A 16834-nucleotide genomic window follows, 5' to 3' on the forward strand; every position below is an offset into this window, starting at 1 on the left:
GGAATCGTGTCGAGCACGGCGTGTGAGAGTCGCTCCGACGCTCAGTTTCCGGTCTGATCCAACTCGGCAAACAATTCTTCAAGCTGCACCGAGAACCCGGGAAGGATCTCGTCTCCATCGAGGCGATCGGCCTGACCGAGGAGTCGATCCTCCCGGTCGTGATGGATCACCAGGACGGTCCTCGAACCGGGGTCGACAAACCAGATGAGCCGCACACCCGCATCGAGGTAGTTCCGGCGTTTCAGCGTCATCTCGGCCTTCGTGTTCGAAGGGCTCAGGATTTCAACGACGAGGTCCGGAGCAAGATCAGGAATCGGTGCGTCTGGGATCTTCCGCCCAGGGAGTCGGTCCCAGGAGACGAACGCCAGGTCGGGAATCCGAACAAGCCCCGGCATCAGCCTCACGAACCCATCGGCCCCGGCGACCAGCCCCAGCCTCCTCGCCTTCACGAACAGTTTCAGGAGCATCCCCAGTTCCAGGCCGAGGACCGATTCCTTGAAACCCATCGCCTTCTCCACCAGGACCCCTTCGACCAGCTCGCAGCGCCGATTCAGCGACTGCTTCGCGGCGATCACGTCCGCCTCGGTCGCGGTCCCCGGCGCGGGCTTCGCCCGGATCCGCGACAGGGGCACATTGCCGATCCGCTCCAGCAGGTCGTCCATCGTCTCGATCGACTCGGCGGCGATGACCATGGCCTTGCTCCAAGGACTGACGGGCTTCGATCAAGGGACGTACACGAATTCATTCCGGTTCAGCATCGCCAGGGCGAAATCGACCCAGGCCGCCGCCTCGGCCGGATCGACGCCCGGAGGTTCCGGCACCGGCGCCGCCAGCAGTCCCTCCCCTTCCAGACGCCCCGCCAGCGATTCCGCCTGAGCATCGAGGAACGCCATCGCCTGCGACACCTCGGCCTCACTCGGCGATCGCGCCAAAACCAGGCGATAGGCCCGCTCGATCCTCGCGGTCGCGTCGCCCGGCTCCTCCCGCCAGACCCGACCGGCCAGGGCCTTGGCCCGGTCGATCGCGAACCGGCTGTTCAGCAAAATCAACGACTGGAGCGGGTGCGTGCTCACGTCCCGGACGGCGCACGAGGTCTGCGTGTCGGGCGAGTCGAACGCGTCGAACATCGGCAGCCGGACGTTCCGCTTCCGATGCAGGTAGAGCGAGCGTCGGACGTGCTGCGAGGGGTCGGGGTGCTCCGGCCAGAGGTCCACCTCCTCCGCCTCGGTGAAGATCAACTCCTCGACCTCCGGCGGGATCGGGGCCCGAATGCCGGGGCCTCCCATCTGCGGGTTCAATTCTCCGGTCACCGCGAGCAGGTGGTCGCGCAGCGACTCCGCCTCAAGTCGCCGCCGGTCGACGCGGGCGAACAGCAGGTTGTCCGGGTCGTCGGCGGCCTGATCCCGCGTGACGCCCGCCAACCGGGCAATCTCCTCCGGATCCTCCACCACCGACCGCCTCGGGTCGGACGCCTGCCGGTACGTCGTCGAGGTGACGATCAGGCGGTGGATCGGCTTCAGCCGCCAGCCGTTGGCGACCAGTTCCGAGGCGAGCCAGTCGAGCAATTCCGGGTGCGACGGGAATTCCCCCCTCACCCCGAAATCGCTCGGCGAGGCCACGATCCCCCGGCCGAGATGGTGCTGCCAGAGCCGGTTGACGATCACCCGGGCGGTCAACGGGTTCTCCGGCCGGGTCATCCAGGCGGCCAATGCCGCTCGACGCCCGGTCCGGCCCTCGACCGGCGCAATCCCGTCCGGCTCGAACGCATCAGCTCCCATGTTCGCCAGCACGACCCCCAGCGGCCTCGGCCCGACCTTCGGGCCGAGGTTGTACGGATCTCCCCGCCGGTAGACGAACGTCTCGGGGGCCTCGACCGCCTCCTCCCCCTTCGGCTCGGCCAACGCCATCACCCGGGCGGGGGGAGGCGGCAGCGTCCGCTCGATCTCGAAGATCGCCCGCTTCAGGCGTTCCCGCTCGGCGTGATCCTCGGGGTCCTCAGCGACCGCCTCGGCCAGTTCTTCCCAGGGGATGTTGAGCGCCCGGTTCGCCCCGGCGGCCATCTTCTTCTGCAAAGGGGTGCGGTCCTCGTCCGGGATCGCCAGGACGGCCCGCTCCTCGTCCGTCAACGCCGCCTCCTTGGCGGCCCGCAGGGCGGCCCGATACGGGGCCTCGAGCGCCGCCTTGGCCTCCTTCAAGGGCTTCGTTTGCTCGGCCACCGCTTCCTCGGCGGCCTGGTAGGCGGCCCGTTCCTCATCGGTCGCGATCGGCAGCTCGACCATCTCGGCGGCCTCGAAGAAGGCCTGGAGCCGGTAGTAGTCGGTCGTCGGGATCGCGTCGAACTTGTGGTCGTGGCACTTGGCGCAGCCGATCGTCAGGCCCATGAAGACCGATCCCACGGTCCCCGTCACCCCCGATAATTCCGACTGCCTCCGGACTTTCGGGTCGATGTTGCCGCCGACGACCTCCCGGGGGCCGCACCGGCCGAACCCGGTGGCGATCAACGCCGACTCGTCCCCCGGCGCCAGCTCATCCCCGGCCAGTTGCAAGGCCAGGAATTGATCGTACGGCATGTCGTCGTTCAGGGCCCTCACCACCCAGTCGCGGTAGCGCCAGGCGTCCGGGCGGTCGGCATCCAGCTCGAAGCCGTTCGAGTCGGCATAGTGCGCCAGGTCGAGCCAGTGCTGCGCCCAGCGCTCGCCGTAGCTCGGGCGTTCGAGCAAGTCCTCGACCAGCCGCTCGTAGGCATCGGGCCGGTCATCCCGGAGGAACGCCTCCACCTCCTCCGGGGTCGGCGGCAGGCCGGTCAGGTCGAACGTCAGGCGGCGAATCAGGCTGACCCGGTCGGCTTCCGGCGCCGGCTCGAATTCCAATGCCTCGATCTCGGCCAGGATGAAACGGTCGATCGGGTTGCGAATCCAGGACGGGTCGCCCACCCCCGGCGGCTCGGGCCGTTCGACCGGCAGATAGGCCCAGTGACCCTTCGCCTCGGCGTCGAACGACTCGGCGGGAGCGGTCGGCCCGCCCGAATCGGTCGCGATCGCCTCGGCCTCTCCCCCGACGATCGGCGACACCAGGCCGAGCAAGGCGGCGGCCATCCATCCAGGAACGATCTGATCCCTCCGCCGGGGGCGGCGATTCAGGAGCATGGGCCATCTCCGAAGGCAAAGGCGGGATGAGCGGGCAATGGGGAAAAATCGGGCGGGCCGAGGGGAGAGACAGGGCCCTTGGTGGTCGGCGTGCTGCCTAGAATGACAGGGCGTGGGGCGGTGGCACCGTCACGTCGTTCTCTTACCGCGTCCACCCACAACCGAGGCGATGCGTCGCGTCCCGGGGGGCCCCGGCTGCTCTCCTCGCCGACCGGGGCGGCGAGCAATCAGGTCCACGAAGGAGGCATCAAGTGCGGGCGGGAACGATCCTATTGTGCCCACCAATCCCGACGCCGCCAAGCGCCGAGTCCCCTCCCGCCTCGCGGGCGACCCTCCCGGACGGGTCCACGTCGCGTCGATCTTCGAACTGCAATCGACCGGCTCCGGCCCATCCGACCCGACCCTCGGCCTGTCGAGGGGCGGTGTCGCCCCGCCGGACCAATTGATCATGAACCTGGCCTCATATCGCTCGATTGCGACCTAGAACTAAAGAAACCAGTCCGAGAGGCCCAATTGCCCGTCCCAGCGTGCCATCGCCGGGCTCGCCCCATCGACCCATCCCTTAACCTCATCTGGAGATCGGCCCGAGGTTTGCCCTGAGAATTCCAATACTCGGGCAACCGGGCGGTGCGCCCCCGGGGCTTGATCCGTTCCGTTTCCGTACCTGGTTCCGTGACCGTCCTTTCGTTTTTTTTGAGAGTGCGAGCGTGAGGAATGGACAGTCCCAGCGAAGCGAAGTCCGTCGAGCACCGGGGCGTCCCCGGCGTCGATCCCGTCGTTGACCCGGCTCGCCTCGACGCGCTGCGCAAGACGCACCTGCTCGACGGGCCCCCCGAAATCGCCTTCGACCGCCTGACGCATCTCGCCCAGCGAATCCTGCACGCCCCGGTCGCCTTGATCTCGCTGGTGGACGATCGCCGACAGTTCTTCAAGAGCGCCCAGGGGCTCCCCGAGCCCTGGGCCTCCCGGAGGGAGACCCCGCTCTCGCACTCGTTCTGCCAGCACGTCGTCCGATCGGCCGGGCCGCTGGTCATCCAGGACGCCCGCATCCACCCCCTCGTCCATCAAAACCTGGCGATCCGTGACCTCGGCGTCATCGCCTACCTCGGCGCCCCCCTGGCGACCTCCGCCGGCCAGGTCCTCGGCGCCTTCTGCGTGATCGACGGCAAGCCAAGACACTGGGGTTCGGATGACCTCGAGGTCGTCCGGGAAATGGCCACCTCCACGATGACCGAGGTGGAGTTGCGGCTCGACGTCGAGCGCCGCCAGGAGGTCGAACGCCTGCTCGCCCTGCAACTGCAACGGGCCGAGGAGCTGAACCAGGCCCTCCAGGCCCAGTCTGCCGAGCTGGCGGCGGCCAATTCGCTGCTCGAAGCCCTGGCCCGGACCGACGGCCTGACCGGCCTCTGGAACATCCGGGCCATGCGGACGGCGCTGGAAGACCGGGCCTCGTTCTGCCTGCGCCAGGGGCTCCCGATGAGCCTGATCATGCTCGACCTCGATCGCTTCAAACTGTACAACGACACCCACGGCCACCCGGCCGGCGACGAGGTGCTGATGGCCGTCTCCGACACCATCCGCGAGGAGATCCGCAGCCACGACCTCGCCGGGCGCTACGGCGGCGAGGAGTTCATCATCGGCCTCCCCGGTTCCGACGCCCCCGAGGCGCTCGCCGTCGCCGAGCGGCTCCGAGAGGCGATCGCCTCCCGCCCCTGGCCGATCGAGCCGGTCACCGCCAGCCTGGGCATCGCCACCTTCGACCGCCCGATCGACATCCCCGCGCTCATCCGGGCCGCCGACTCGGCCCTCTACCACGCCAAACGCTCGGGCCGCAACTGCGCCCGGTTCGATCCGCAAACGGTCCTCACCCTGGCGATCGAGCCCTCACCGGCCTGCCCGTGATCCTCAACAATCCCTGCAGTCCAAGCAAGCAACCAGCCACCCATGCTCAATCCTATCCGGCCCCCGCCCCGATGGCCCGCCCCGACCGGGCCGTCTTGATTCCTGGCCTCCCTTCCAGGCCGGCGAGGGCGGTGCTCCTCAAGGGGTCGAACGACCCTCCCGGCCGCACGGAACGAAGCCATTGCGATCGACGCAAGTCGTTACCAGGCTCAACAGAACGATCCGCCGAGCCGGGCGCTCCCGGGCGCTCCGCGTGCGGTTCGCGGGGGGATTGGGGGGCGGGAGGTCGGTGGGGATCGGCCGGGAACTGCGGGGGCCGCCGGTGGCCAAGCCCACGGAGGCCCCGTAAGATAGGGAAGGTCTGACTGTTCCTCCCCTTTCGGTGCTGGCTCCCGGACCCCTCGATCGCCAATCATGGCCCACTACGCTCGATCCGAAGCCCGATCGGCCTCGCTGATGGCCACCAGACGGGCCCTGCTCATGCTCTCGACCGTCGTCCGACTGGGCCTGATGGCCGTCGGGCTGGGGTTGGTGCTCGACCGGACCCGGGCCTTGCTCTCCGACCTGCAACTGACCTGGGGGGAGCGGGTGGTCTTGGGGATCGCCCTGGTCGCCTATGGCGGCGGATTCGCCCTGGCCGGCTGGGTGGCCGACCGCCTGCTCAAGGCCCTGGCCGAGCTGATCGGCCTGCTCGTCGACCAGGCCGAGTCGGCCTCGACGACCGCCCGACTGCTCGAACGGGAGGTCGCGCCGAGCCTCGCCCGGATCGCCCTGGCCGTCGAGCGGCTCTCGGCCCTGCCCGCCTCCGGCCCGGACCAGGCGGCGGAGCAGCGCCGGGCGATCGCGGTCGCCGGGGTCCGGCAGGCCATCGACGAGGGGCGTTGGGATCGGGCCGATCGCCTCATCGCCAGCCTCCGACGCGACTTCCCGGAGGCCCCCGAGGCCGACGAGCTGGCCGAGGACCTCGCCCGGGCCCGCGGCCGGGCGATCGACGACCTGAAGGGCCGGCTCGATGCCGCCCAGGCCGTCAACGACCCCGACCAGGTCCTGACGTACCGGGACGAGCTGACGCTCCACCTGCAGGGGGACGATCTGAAGGAGCTCGACCGCCGCGTCGTCGGCTGGCTCATCATGCTGATCCAGAGGCGGCTCAGGGCCGGGGGAGGGGTGCGGGCCGAGGTCGTCGAGCTGGCCTCCCGGACCGCCGAGAGCTTCGGCGACACCCCCGAAGGGGCCAGCCTCCGGGCGTCGCTCCCGACCCTCCGCCGCAGCGCGGGCCTCTGCCCGAGATGTTCCCGACCCTACACCGGCACCGAAGATGCGTGCCCCGAATGCCTCCGGGCGGTTCCGAGACGAGCCGCGGGTCCTCCCCCGATCGGGTCACCGGCCCCGGAGAAGTCGTCATGACGATTCGAGTCACCTGCTCCCACTGCCAGGCCACCTTCCTCGCCAGCGAGGAGCGCCTCGGCCAGCCGGTCACCTGCCCCAAGTGCGGCCAGTCGACGAGCATGCCCGCGACGCTCGGCGAGGTCGCCCGGGGGCCGGATGTCCGGCTCTCCGAGGCCCCCTCCTCTCCCCCTTCGGTCCTCTTCCCGTCGGAAGCGGCGGGGCAGGACGAGGCCGAGCACCCGAAGGGCCGTCGCCGCCGTCGCCTGATCCCGTTCCTGCTGGGGGCGGTCGGCGGGCTGCTGGTCGCCGCCCTGGTCTTCTGGCCGATCCTCCGCAGGACCGAGCCGGGGCCGGCCGAGGTCGCCGATCGGCCCGACGCCCCCCGGCCGATCGACCCGGCCGAGCGGACGGCCCGGGCCTTCCTCGACGCCCTCGTCGAGCAGGACGCCGAGACGATCGATCGCCTCTCGGTGCTGAAGGACCCTCCGGCGATCGCTTCGTTCGAGGACGTGCAGCGCGACCCGGTCGAGGACGAGACAATCCGAGGGTCGTTCGCCCCCCTGGCCGACCTGAACCGGCGGGTCGCCTCGAAGTACACCTACGACCCGGCGATCGGGCGCTTCCAGAACGCCAACCCGCTCGGCGTCGCGGCCGACTTCATGGACGAGGCCGAGACGCTGAAGCAGGAGAACGAGGCGAACGACATCTACGGCCGGATCGCCGGGGGCACGGCCGACGAGCAGCTCGACGCGGCCGTCGAGTTCGCCGAGCAGTTCGCGAAGCTGACCCGCGTCACGCTGCCTCGTCAGGAACTGGTGCCGACCTACGCCCAGATCGTCGAGGACTCCGACCCGCCCCTCCCCCCCGAGGCCGAGGAGCTTGCGCTCGCGTTCGGCGACGAGACGGAGACGTGGCAGGACCTGCTCGGCCGCCCCTTCTTCACGATCGAGGCCGACGGCCCGTTCGTGCTCGATCGGGCCGAGGTGGTGGCGACGATCCGGGACCGGCTCGCCTCGCCGGGCGACCCGCCCCGCCTGCTTCGGATGAGCCTGGTCCGATTCCGGCTCGATGCCATCGACACGGGCTGGAAGGTCGTCTCCGCTCGTCGCGACGATCCAGATACTCCAATCGATTCGTCCGATCCGTTCCGCTCACCCGGACTCGGACAGGAGCCCTGATCGGCCGTCGGGACCGGAACGGCGGGGACGACCGGTCGGAATCGGCCACTTCGACCGCCCTGAAAACTTGACCGGCCCCGAGTCGTCGGCTACGAATCCCTAGTCACGTTTCGAGGTTGCAACGCTCGGGACTCCCCTCGGCTCGCCTCCTCGCTGCTGCCTCGGCCCGACCCGATCCGACCCGATTCCGTTGGACCTGTTGCCACCTCACCCGACCCGACCCGATTGCCGCAGAGGACTCGTCCCCATGATTCGCCGACTCGCGCTGGCCTGGGCGGCCCTCGGCACCCTGGCCCTGGCCGTCACCGCCGATGGCCAGCCCATCGACACCCATCGCATCCTCCCCGACCGCACCGCCCTGGGGCGGCTCGGCCTGGAACGCTCCTGGTTCGCCACCGTCCCGCTGCAATCCGGGCTGGAGCAGGTCAACCATCTGAGCCTCACGACCGACGGGACCCAGATCTTCGCCCAGACGACGGAAGCGAACCTCTACTGCTACGACTCAGAGACCGGCCGGATGCTCTGGAAGGCCAACCTCGGCCCGTCCAGCGGCCTGGCCCAGGACGTGGGCACGAACTCGACCCTCGCCTTCGCCACCAACGGTAACTTCATCTTCGCGCTCGACCGGGCCACCGGCCGACAGGTCTGGGTGGAGCGGATGGAGGCCAACGCCACGTCCCCGATCGTGGCGACGGAAGACCTGGTCTTCATCGGCGAGGCCAACGGCAAGCTGCTGGCCTTCTCGCTCCGCCCGTCGGAAGATCCCAGGTTCCAGAAGCAAACGGGGGCCCCCGGCGGGTTCGCCTGGAACTTCTCGACCAACGGCCCGATCACGGCCGAGCCGGTCCCGACGCAGTTCGTGGTCGCCTTCGCCTCCAACGGCGGCCGGCTGTACGTGGCCCGCTACGACCCGCCTTCGGTCCTGCACCGCTCGCAGGACATCGGCCCCCTGAGCGCCTCGATGGGGACCTACGGCAGCGGGCCGGAGAGCCTGCTGGTCGTGCCGTCGATGAACCGGAATCTCTTCGGGATCAACCTGTTCACGGGCGAGCAGAAGTGGGTCTTCCCGACCCGATCGCCGATCTCCGCCCAGCCGCTCGTCGGCGGGGGGGACGTGACGATCACCCGACGGGTCCCCGAGCGGCGGACCCGGACGATCCTCGGAACCGACCTCAGGTCGTACGAGCAGGAATACACGGAGGTCGTCGAGCAGGAGGAAGTCCTGCCCCTGCCGCCGACCATCTACGTCCTGAGCGACGGCGGGGACCTGTACGCGGTCGCCCCCGACTCGGGAGACTCGCGCTGGACCTCAATCGTCCCGCTCCCCGGGACCGAGCGGCAGCAGGTCGATCCCCGGACCGGCCGGAGCGTCTCGGTCCCCGGCACGGCCCGACCGGTCACCGACCCCTCCACGGGAGAGCCGGTCAGGCAGCCTCGGGGGGTGCAGACGGGGGCCGAACAGATCCTCGCGCTGTCACCGTCTCGGGTCTACCTCCGCACCCAGTACGGCGACCTGGCGATCGTCGATCGCGAATCGGGCGAGCTGGTCGCGGGCCCGGCCGCCACGTTCCAGAGGGCCGGCGTCGACCTCCGGCGTTACTCGGTCACGACCACCAACGACTCGCACGACCGCATCTACCTGGCCAGCCCCCACGGGTCGATCGTCTGCCTCCGCGAGTACGGCTCGATCTCCCCGATCCCCCTGCGGGCGGCCGAGACCCAGCCGTTCGGATTCCTCCGGGATGAGTCGGGAGGCACCACCACCACCCCTCCCCCCGTCCCCGCGGCGCCGTTCGGCGACGATCCCCTCCCGGAACCGGTCGACGACGAGGGGTTGGACGGGGCCGACAATCCGTTCGACTTCGGATTCGGCGCCCGTCCCTTGCCCCGGAACATCACCACGCAGCGTCGGTGAGCGTCCGCCCGCCCTCGCCTCGTGGTCGATTGTTTCCAGCACGTTTCCTTCCCGCGAACCCTGGGATTCGGGGCGCCCTGACCGGGCACCCCGAATCTCTTGCGTTTCCGACCCTCGATGGCCGAGCGGTCCATCGAGATCGGCACCGGATCGACTTCCTGAGCAATGAGGCCCCGAACCGCGATGTCTGACACCACCACCCCGATCCGCCGCGCCCTCCTGAGCGTCTCAGACAAGCGGGGCCTCCTTGAGCTGGCCAGGGCCCTCGCCGATCGCGGGGTCGCGTTGCTCGCCAGCGGCGGCACCCGAACCGCCCTGGTCGATGCCGGCCTCCAGGCCGAGGAAGTCTCCGGCTACACCGGCAGCCCCGAGATCCTCGGGGGACGGGTCAAGACCCTGCACCCGAAGATCCACGGCGGCATCCTCGCGCGCCGGGACCTGCCCGAGGACCTGATGGCCCTGACGGCCCAGGGGATCGACCCGATCGACCTGGTGGTGGTCAATCTCTATCCGTTCGAGGCCACCGTCGCCCGGCCCGACGTGACCGAGGCCGAGGCGATCGAGAAGATCGACATCGGCGGGCCGAGCCTGATCCGAGGGGCCGCCAAGAACCACGCGCACGTGGTCGTCCTGACCGACCCGGACCAGTACGACGCATTCCTGGAGCACCTGGGCCGGAACGACGGCGGCACCACCCTCGCGTTCCGCCGCGACCGGGCGTTGGACGCCTTCCGCAAGACGGCGCACTACGATCAGGCGATCTCCTCCTACCTGGCCGGGTCGGCGCCTGAGGCCGCCCCCGAAGGGTTCCCGGAGACGCTGGCTCCCCAGTTCGTGCTGCGATCGGCGCTGCGATACGGCGAGAATCCGCATCAACGGGCCGCCTTCTACGTCGAACCGCAGCCGAGCGGGGCGAACCTGGCCTCGGCCACGATCCGGCACGGGAAAGAACTCTCGTATAACAATATCCTCGACCTCGACAGTGCCCTGCGTCTGATCCGATGCTTCGCGGAGCCGGCCGCCTGCGTTTTGAAGCACAACAACCCCTGCGGGGCGGCGATCGGCTCGACCCTGGCCGAGGCGTTCGAGCGGGCCTACGACGGCGACCCGGTCAGCGCCTTCGGGGGGATCGTCGGGCTGAACCGGCCGGTCGACCTGGCGACGGCCGAGCGGATGGTCAGCCCCGGCCGGTTCATCGAGTGCGTCATCGCCCCCGGGTTCGAGCCGGATGCCTTCGAGGCGCTCACCACCCGGCCGACCTGGAAGAACAGCGTCCGCCTGGTCGAGCTGGGCGAGCCGATCGGCCCGGGATCGGGCCCGGGGTCCGGCCTCGACCTGCGGCGGATCGAAGGGGGCCTGCTCGTCCAGGACTGGGACCGGATGCAGGCCGATCCGATGGCCGAGGGGCGGGTCGTCAGCAAGCGCCCGCCGAACGAGCGGGAGGCGATCGACCTGGCCTTCGGCTGGAAGGTCTGCCAGTCGGTGAAGTCGAACGCCATCGTGCTGGCCGGCGAGGGGCAGATCGTCGGCGTCGGCGCCGGGCAGATGAGCCGCCTCGACTCGGTCGAGATCGCCGTGAAGAAGGCCGGCCCCCGGGCCGCGGGGGCCGTGCTCGCCTCGGACGCCTTCTTCCCGTTCCGAGACGGCCCCGATGCCGCCGCCGCCGCCGGCATCACCGCGATCATCCAGCCGGGAGGCTCCCGGAGGGACGAGGAGGTGATCGCCGCCTGCGACGAGCACGGGATTGCCCTGATCTTCACCGGGCGCCGCCACTTCCGGCATTGATCCTCGCGCCTCGCACGCCCTCGAACGGCCGGCCGGCCTGATCAGGAGCGGGTGCGTCAGCCGAGCGAGACGTCGAGCACCATCATGACGGCGAAACCGGCCATCGTCCCCAGCGTGGCGAGGTCGGTATTGCCGTGCTGCTGGCTCTCGGGGACCAGCTCCTCGACCACGACGTAGATCATGGCCCCGGCGGCGAAGGCGAGGGTGTAGGGCAGGATCGGCTCGATGAACAGGACGGCCGCCGCTCCCAGGAGGGCGGCCATCGGCTCGACGATCGCGGAAAGCTGGCCGTACCAGAATGCCTTGAGGCGACCGACCCCCTCGGCCCGGAGCGGGAGCGCGACGGCGATCCCTTCCGGGAAATTCTGGAGGCCGATGCCGATGGCCAGGGCGATCGCCCTCCCGAGCGAGCCGTCGATCGACCCGTGCTGGGTGGCTCCGAAGGCGACGCCGAGCGCCAGCCCTTCGGGGATGTTGTGCAGGGTGATCGCCAGGACGAGCAGGGTGGAGCGCCGCCATCGCGTCTTGATCCCCTCGGCCCGGTCGCGTTTCAGGCCGGGATGGAGATGCGGCAGCCAGTGGTCGGCCAGGCGAAGCACGACGCCCCCGAGCAGGAAGCCGACGGCGGCCGGTGCCCAGCCGGTCCCCCCGAGGTCTCGGGACAGGTCGATGGCCGGCAAGAGCAGCGACCAGACGCTCGCGGCGATCATCACGCCCGCGGCGAAGCCGAGCATCGCGTCGAAGAAACCCCGGTTCATCGACCGGGCGACGAGGACGAGCGACGCCCCGAGCGCGGTCACCCCCCAGGTGAAGAGCCCGGCGATCAGGGCCAGGACGATGGGATTGACGTCGGCGAGTGCGTTCATGGCAGGGTTGTACCCGCCCGGGTCGGGATCGGCAACACCCCGGCCCGGCGGGGCCCCGCCCGCGTCACGAGGTCTTCAGCAAGGGCAAGGGCTCGAAGCCGCTGCCGATGACGGGGGCCGAGGGGACGCCGAGCCAGTCGTCGAGCATCGAGGCGTAGAGGCTCCGGAAATCGGTCTGGTGCTTCAAGTCCCCTTCGTCGAGGTCGTCGAGGCTCGGGTGCTCGCCGATCAATCCCGCCTGGGCGACCGGGCCGACGACGAAGACGGGGGCGGCGGCGCCGTGATCGGTCCCGTTCGAGGCGTTCTCGGCGACCCGACGGCCGAACTCGCTGAAGACGAGGACGGCGACCCGGTCGGCCTGGCCGTCCCGGGCCAGGTCGTCTCGGAAGGCGGCGAGGGAGTCGGCCAGCTCGTTGAGCAGGGCGGCGTGGGAGGCGAGCTGGTTGGCGTGGGTGTCGTAGCCGTCCTGGCGGGTGTAGTAGATGCGGGTGCCGAACTCGGCCTTGATGATGCGGGCGATCTGTTCGAGGCGCCGGGCGAGGGGGAAGTTCGGGTAGTCGGAGTTGCCCCCCTGCCCCGAGGCGACCTCTTCGAGCCGGGCGCTCGACTCGTACGCGGCCAGGGTGCTGCGGCGGAGGAAGCCGAGCAAGGGGTCGTCGCCGCGATCGACGCCGGCGACGTCGGCCAGGGAGGATCGGGTCGAGGCCCGTTCGGCCGACGAGCCGGGGGCCTGCAACCGGAACTGGTCGATCTGCTCGAGGGACGGGACCTCGACCCGCCGCGATCGCATGGCGAGGGGCAGGCGGCCGGCGCCGACGTGCAACGCGGGCGAATCGGCCCCCGGGTCGGGAGGGTGGGCGTCGAGGACCCGGCCGAGCCACCCGGTCTCGAGCGCCTCGGGCCGGGAGTCGGTGCGGGCGGTTTCCCAGATCTCCATCGATCGGAAGTGGGAGCGGTCGGGGTTGGGGTACCCCACCCCTTGCACGATGGAGAGGCAACCGTCTTCGAGGAGTTTGGCCATCTGGCCCATGCTCGGGTGCAGGCCGATGGCGTCGGTGATCCGGTGGAGCTGGCCGGTCGGCAGGCGGAGTCGGCGGCGGTTGCGGGGGTAGCCGTCGATTCCATGCGGGACGACCGTGTTCAATCCGTCGTTCCCGCCGACGAGCTGCACGACGACCAGGATCCGGTCGTTCGGCGATTCGACCCGGGCGGCCCGGGCCGATTGCGCGAGGAACCCCGGGATCGTCGCCCCGCCCATCGACACCAGGGAGGAGGCAGCCAGCGAGGACCGGAGGAACCGGCGGCGATGGAGTGTCATAGGTTCGATCCTTGGAGGGCGTGTCAAGCGTCGAGTGGCTGGGGGCAGCGGCGAAACCGTCGCGGTCAGGCGAGCTGAGACTCGGGGGCGGTCAGGACGAGGGTCGCCACCTCCCGGGCGGGGCCCTCGATGCGTTCGCGCACCTCGGGCGAGAAGGCGTCCTGGACCAGGAGGTCGATATAGAAGGCCGCGGGGCCTTCGCCCCGGCCATGCCGCGAGGCGAGCGCCTCGGGGTCGAACCGGCGCCGGTCGTTCAGGAGGGAGAGGGCGGCGTTGGTCCGGGCGAGCGAGGTCGTGGTGTTGATCCAGGTCGGCCCGCCGTCCCAGCCGGCGACGCTCGGGGGGGCGAAGAGGCGTTGCCCCATCCGGGAGCAGGCGTCGGCGAGCTCGTTGGTGGAGACGGTCGGGGCGATGACCTCCAGCGCCCGGATCGTGCCGACGGCGAACTCGACCGGGCTCTTTACCCGCCTGCGACGCGACGAGCGGTCGAAGAAGAGGCGGGACCGGAGGATCATGGCGACGGGGACCCTGGTGTCGTAGCCGGAGCGTCGATACGCCTCGGCGAGGGGCTCGATCAGGGGGTCGGGGGGCTCGTCGACCTCGCTGACGAGCAGGGCGAACAGCTTCCGGCAGAGGAAGCGGGCGCAGGCCGGCTGATCGAGGAGGATCGAGGCCACCGCGTCACCGTCGAAGGAGCCGGTCTGGCCGAGGATCGTCTTCTCGGCCGAGTCGAACTCTCGGGGATTGTGCCGGTAGCGCCCCTGGACGACGAAGGTCCCGGTGAAGGCCCGGGCGGCCTCCTGCACGTCCCCCTCGCCGTAGTTCCCCCGGCCGAGGGTGAACAGTTCCATGACCTCTCGGGCGTAGTTCTCGTTCGGGTGTTCCCGCTTGCTGGCGGTGGCGTCGAGCCAGATGAGCATGGCCGGGTCGCGGGCCATCGCGCGGAGCATCTCGGAAAACGAGCCGAGGGCGTGGCGGCGGAGCAGGTCGTTCTGCTGACGCATCAAGGCGGGGTCATTCACCTTCTCGATCGAGGTGGCGAAATGATCGTGCCAGAAGAGGGTGAGCCGCTCCCGGAGGGGGAAGGGGGTGTGGATCATCCGGTAGAGCCAGGCGGCCTGCAGCCCGGCGGCCCCGGCCGAGGCCCCCGGCCCCCTGGCCATCGCGTCCATCAACCCCTCGAAGGAGGCGGCGGGGGTGCCGTCGAGGGCCTCGGTCTCGCCGCGGAGCAGGCGGTCGATGCTCGGCCCGGGGCCGTCGGCGAGGTCGCGCTGGAGGACCTGCCAGGAGGGGGAGAACCCCGCCCGACGGTGCAGGTGGGCCACCCGATCGAGGTCCCACGGGTCCGATTCGGATGCCTGGAACGGAGCCCAGGCCTGGCGGGGGTCATCCCGCAGTGATCGCAGACGCATGATGACTCCAGGAAACGGGCAGATGCGAACCGATGAATCGAACCTTCGCGAGGGCCGCGAGCGTCGGGCGGGGTCGGCGACGATCGCGGCCCCTCCCCCTCCCAGGGCGCCGAGGGATCAGTCGTCGAGGGTCCCGAGCCGGAATTCGAGGGAGAGGGTCGAGTGCTCGGGGGTATCGACCAGTCGCATCGTCCCCTGGCCGAGGTACTGGAGGAGCGTGGCCAGGACGGTCACGTCTCGCTCGGCGGCGGCGCGATCGTTCCCCTGTTCCAGCATATTCTGGAGGATCAGGCGTTCCCGATTGTCGCGGACCAGGGCGGCCAGGGCGGGGCCATCGGCGGTCATGAAGAGGGTGGCGTCGATCGTCTCGGCCTCCGGGTCGGCCTCGATCGCGTCGATCAGGGATCGGGTGAGGCCGACGCTCGAACTGAGGATGAAGCGGCCTTCCAGCTCGGCGATCGAGGGGGTGAAGTTGTGCCGGTAGTGGACCTCGAGCGGCTCGTCCTGGTCGTCGTCGCCGTCGGCCGGGCCGGGCGGCATGAAGGTGGCGAGGGAGATGGTCTGGCCCTTGTACGATTCGGAGCCGAGCATCAAGGGCGGGGCCCCGGTCTCGGCGGCCCCGAGGTTGACGAGCCCCAGGAACGACTGGAACGCGACCCGCAGGCGCTGGGCGAACTCGGGGCGATCGGGGTCGAGCTCGACGACCAGGGCGAAGGCGGGCAGCTTCACCCCGGGCACGGGGTCCATCGCCTCGTGGTCCTGGTCGGCGACGACCAGTTGCCAGTGATCGCCGAGCGGATCGAGGACCGAATCGCCGAAGTCTCGGCCGCCGAAGAAGGTGCCGGCGAACGAGTCGAGCTGGGCGAGGTTCTGCAGGGCCTCCGGGGGCAGCAGTTCCTCGCGGACCTGCCAGAGCGCCTCCTGGTCTCGCCAGAGATTGATGGTGGCGATCAGGCCGTCGACCTTGATCGGGAGCGGGGCGCCGGCCCCTTCGGGGGGGAGGAAGCGGGCCATCGCCTCGGATCGGCCGCTTTCGGGGGCGTCGAGGGACAGGTCGAGGGCCAGGCGATCGTCGGCCCAGTCGAGGGCCGCGGTGGCGAAGGGGGTCTGGCGGATCAGGTCGAGCCAGGCGCCGAAGAGGAGCATGGCGCCGGCGTCGGGCTCGTCGCCGGCGAAGCGGTCGGGGTCGAGTTCCCGGAGGCGATCGACCCGGGCGAAGGCCCAGGCCAGGGGATCGCCCTCGGGCCTCGACTCGGCGAAGGCGGGAGCATCCGTCAGCCGATCCCCCCGGTCGAGGTGGCGGTCGAGGATTTCGGTGAGCCCGGCCCGGCCGTTCGAGAGGATCAGGCGGCCATCGACGATCGCGTGGGCCTCCTCGTCGGAGAGGCTGAAGCCGGCGATGCCGCGGTGGTCGAACTCGGCGATCGGGTCGGGCTCTCCCTTGCCCCGGGCGTCTTCCCGGGCGAGGGAGACGAGCGTGGCATGCGCCTTCTCGAGGAATTCGGCGTCGGAAGGGGTGACGACCAGGACCAATCGAGGGGGGTCGGCCTCCTCGATCCCCAGCACGATGCCGCCGCCGATCAGGGTGCGTATGCCGTCTTCCCAGGTGGTCCCGAGCTGCCCGGCGACGAAGGTGGCGACCTGTCGGGCCTCGGCCAGCCGAGGATCGTCGAGCGCCCTGGCGTAGTCGGGGATCGTGAGGAGGAAGTCCTGGACCCGATCGGAGGTCAGCCGGTCGAGCAATCGATTCGGCTCGGGGATCTCCAGGTAGGCCAGCGGGTCGGTCGAGAGGAACTCGGCGCCGGACGGCTCGCGACCCTCCCGAGCGAAGCCGTCCGATACGGGCGCCAACGCGAACGCGGCCGACGCGACGACCCCGGCGACGAGCTGCTTGATGGTGTCAGTCATGGTGCGATCGTCCCC

The 16834-nt window shown here is 70.2% G+C and carries 12 protein-coding genes; 6 read left to right on the forward strand and 6 right to left on the reverse strand.

Going from position 1 to position 16834, the window contains the following annotated elements; genetic code table 11:
* Positions 1–41: 41 nt before the first annotated feature.
* Together AB1L88_RS07195 and AB1L88_RS07200 are read right to left on the reverse strand one after the other, a co-directional pair.
* Positions 42–692 carry a Uma2 family endonuclease gene (locus tag AB1L88_RS07195; protein WP_367095968.1) on the reverse strand — a complete coding sequence of 217 codons (651 nt, stop codon included), beginning with the start codon at positions 690–692 and terminating at the stop codon, positions 42–44.
* A gap of 30 nt (positions 693–722) precedes the next feature.
* Complete coding sequence (locus tag AB1L88_RS07200) at positions 723–3146, reverse strand: DUF1549 and DUF1553 domain-containing protein (RefSeq protein WP_367095969.1); 2424 nt, start codon at positions 3144–3146, stop codon at positions 723–725.
* Positions 3147–3420: 274 nt separating this feature from the next.
* Here AB1L88_RS07200 and AB1L88_RS07205 point away from each other — a divergent pair, with 274 nt between their 5' ends.
* The 6 genes from AB1L88_RS07205 to purH all read left to right on the forward strand — a co-directional run bounded on the left by AB1L88_RS07205 (position 3421) and on the right by purH (position 11315).
* Entirely contained in the window at positions 3421–3630 is a 210-nt protein-coding gene (locus AB1L88_RS07205) for a hypothetical protein (protein WP_367095970.1), read from the forward strand.
* Positions 3631–3860: 230 nt separating this feature from the next.
* Entirely contained in the window at positions 3861–5048 is a 1188-nt protein-coding gene (locus AB1L88_RS07210; protein WP_367095971.1) for a sensor domain-containing diguanylate cyclase, read from the forward strand.
* Positions 5049–5462: 414 nt separating this feature from the next.
* Entirely contained in the window at positions 5463–6455 is a 993-nt protein-coding gene (locus AB1L88_RS07215) for a hypothetical protein (protein ID WP_367095972.1), read from the forward strand.
* A complete protein-coding gene (locus AB1L88_RS07220) occupies positions 6452–7615 on the forward strand; it encodes a hypothetical protein (RefSeq protein ID WP_367095973.1) in 1164 nt (387 codons plus the stop codon). The genes AB1L88_RS07215 and AB1L88_RS07220 overlap by 4 nt, the downstream gene beginning before the upstream one ends.
* A gap of 247 nt (positions 7616–7862) precedes the next feature.
* Complete coding sequence (locus AB1L88_RS07225; RefSeq protein WP_367095974.1) at positions 7863–9530, forward strand: PQQ-binding-like beta-propeller repeat protein; 1668 nt, start codon at positions 7863–7865, stop codon at positions 9528–9530.
* 183 nt (positions 9531–9713) lie between these two features.
* Complete coding sequence (gene purH / locus AB1L88_RS07230; protein ID WP_367095975.1) at positions 9714–11315, forward strand: bifunctional phosphoribosylaminoimidazolecarboxamide formyltransferase/IMP cyclohydrolase; 1602 nt, start codon at positions 9714–9716, stop codon at positions 11313–11315.
* A gap of 56 nt (positions 11316–11371) precedes the next feature.
* Here purH and AB1L88_RS07235 read toward each other — a convergent pair whose 3' ends face one another.
* From AB1L88_RS07235 to AB1L88_RS07250, 4 genes are all read right to left on the reverse strand, one after another.
* Entirely contained in the window at positions 11372–12181 is an 810-nt protein-coding gene (locus tag AB1L88_RS07235) for a ZIP family metal transporter (protein WP_367095976.1), read from the reverse strand.
* A 64-nt stretch (positions 12182–12245) separates the two neighbouring features.
* Positions 12246–13499: a DUF1501 domain-containing protein gene (locus AB1L88_RS07240; protein WP_367095977.1), complete on the reverse strand. Its 1254-nt coding sequence runs from the start codon at positions 13497–13499 to the stop codon at positions 12246–12248.
* 65 nt (positions 13500–13564) lie between these two features.
* Positions 13565–14911 carry a DUF1800 domain-containing protein gene (locus AB1L88_RS07245; protein ID WP_367095978.1) on the reverse strand — a complete coding sequence of 449 codons (1347 nt, stop codon included), beginning with the start codon at positions 14909–14911 and terminating at the stop codon, positions 13565–13567.
* A gap of 117 nt (positions 14912–15028) precedes the next feature.
* Positions 15029–16819: a hypothetical protein gene (locus tag AB1L88_RS07250; RefSeq protein ID WP_367095979.1), complete on the reverse strand. Its 1791-nt coding sequence runs from the start codon at positions 16817–16819 to the stop codon at positions 15029–15031.
* Positions 16820–16834: the final 15 nt, after the last annotated feature.

This window comes from Tautonia sp. JC769 (assembly GCF_040717455.1).
Lineage (GTDB): Bacteria > Planctomycetota > Planctomycetia > Isosphaerales > Isosphaeraceae > Tautonia.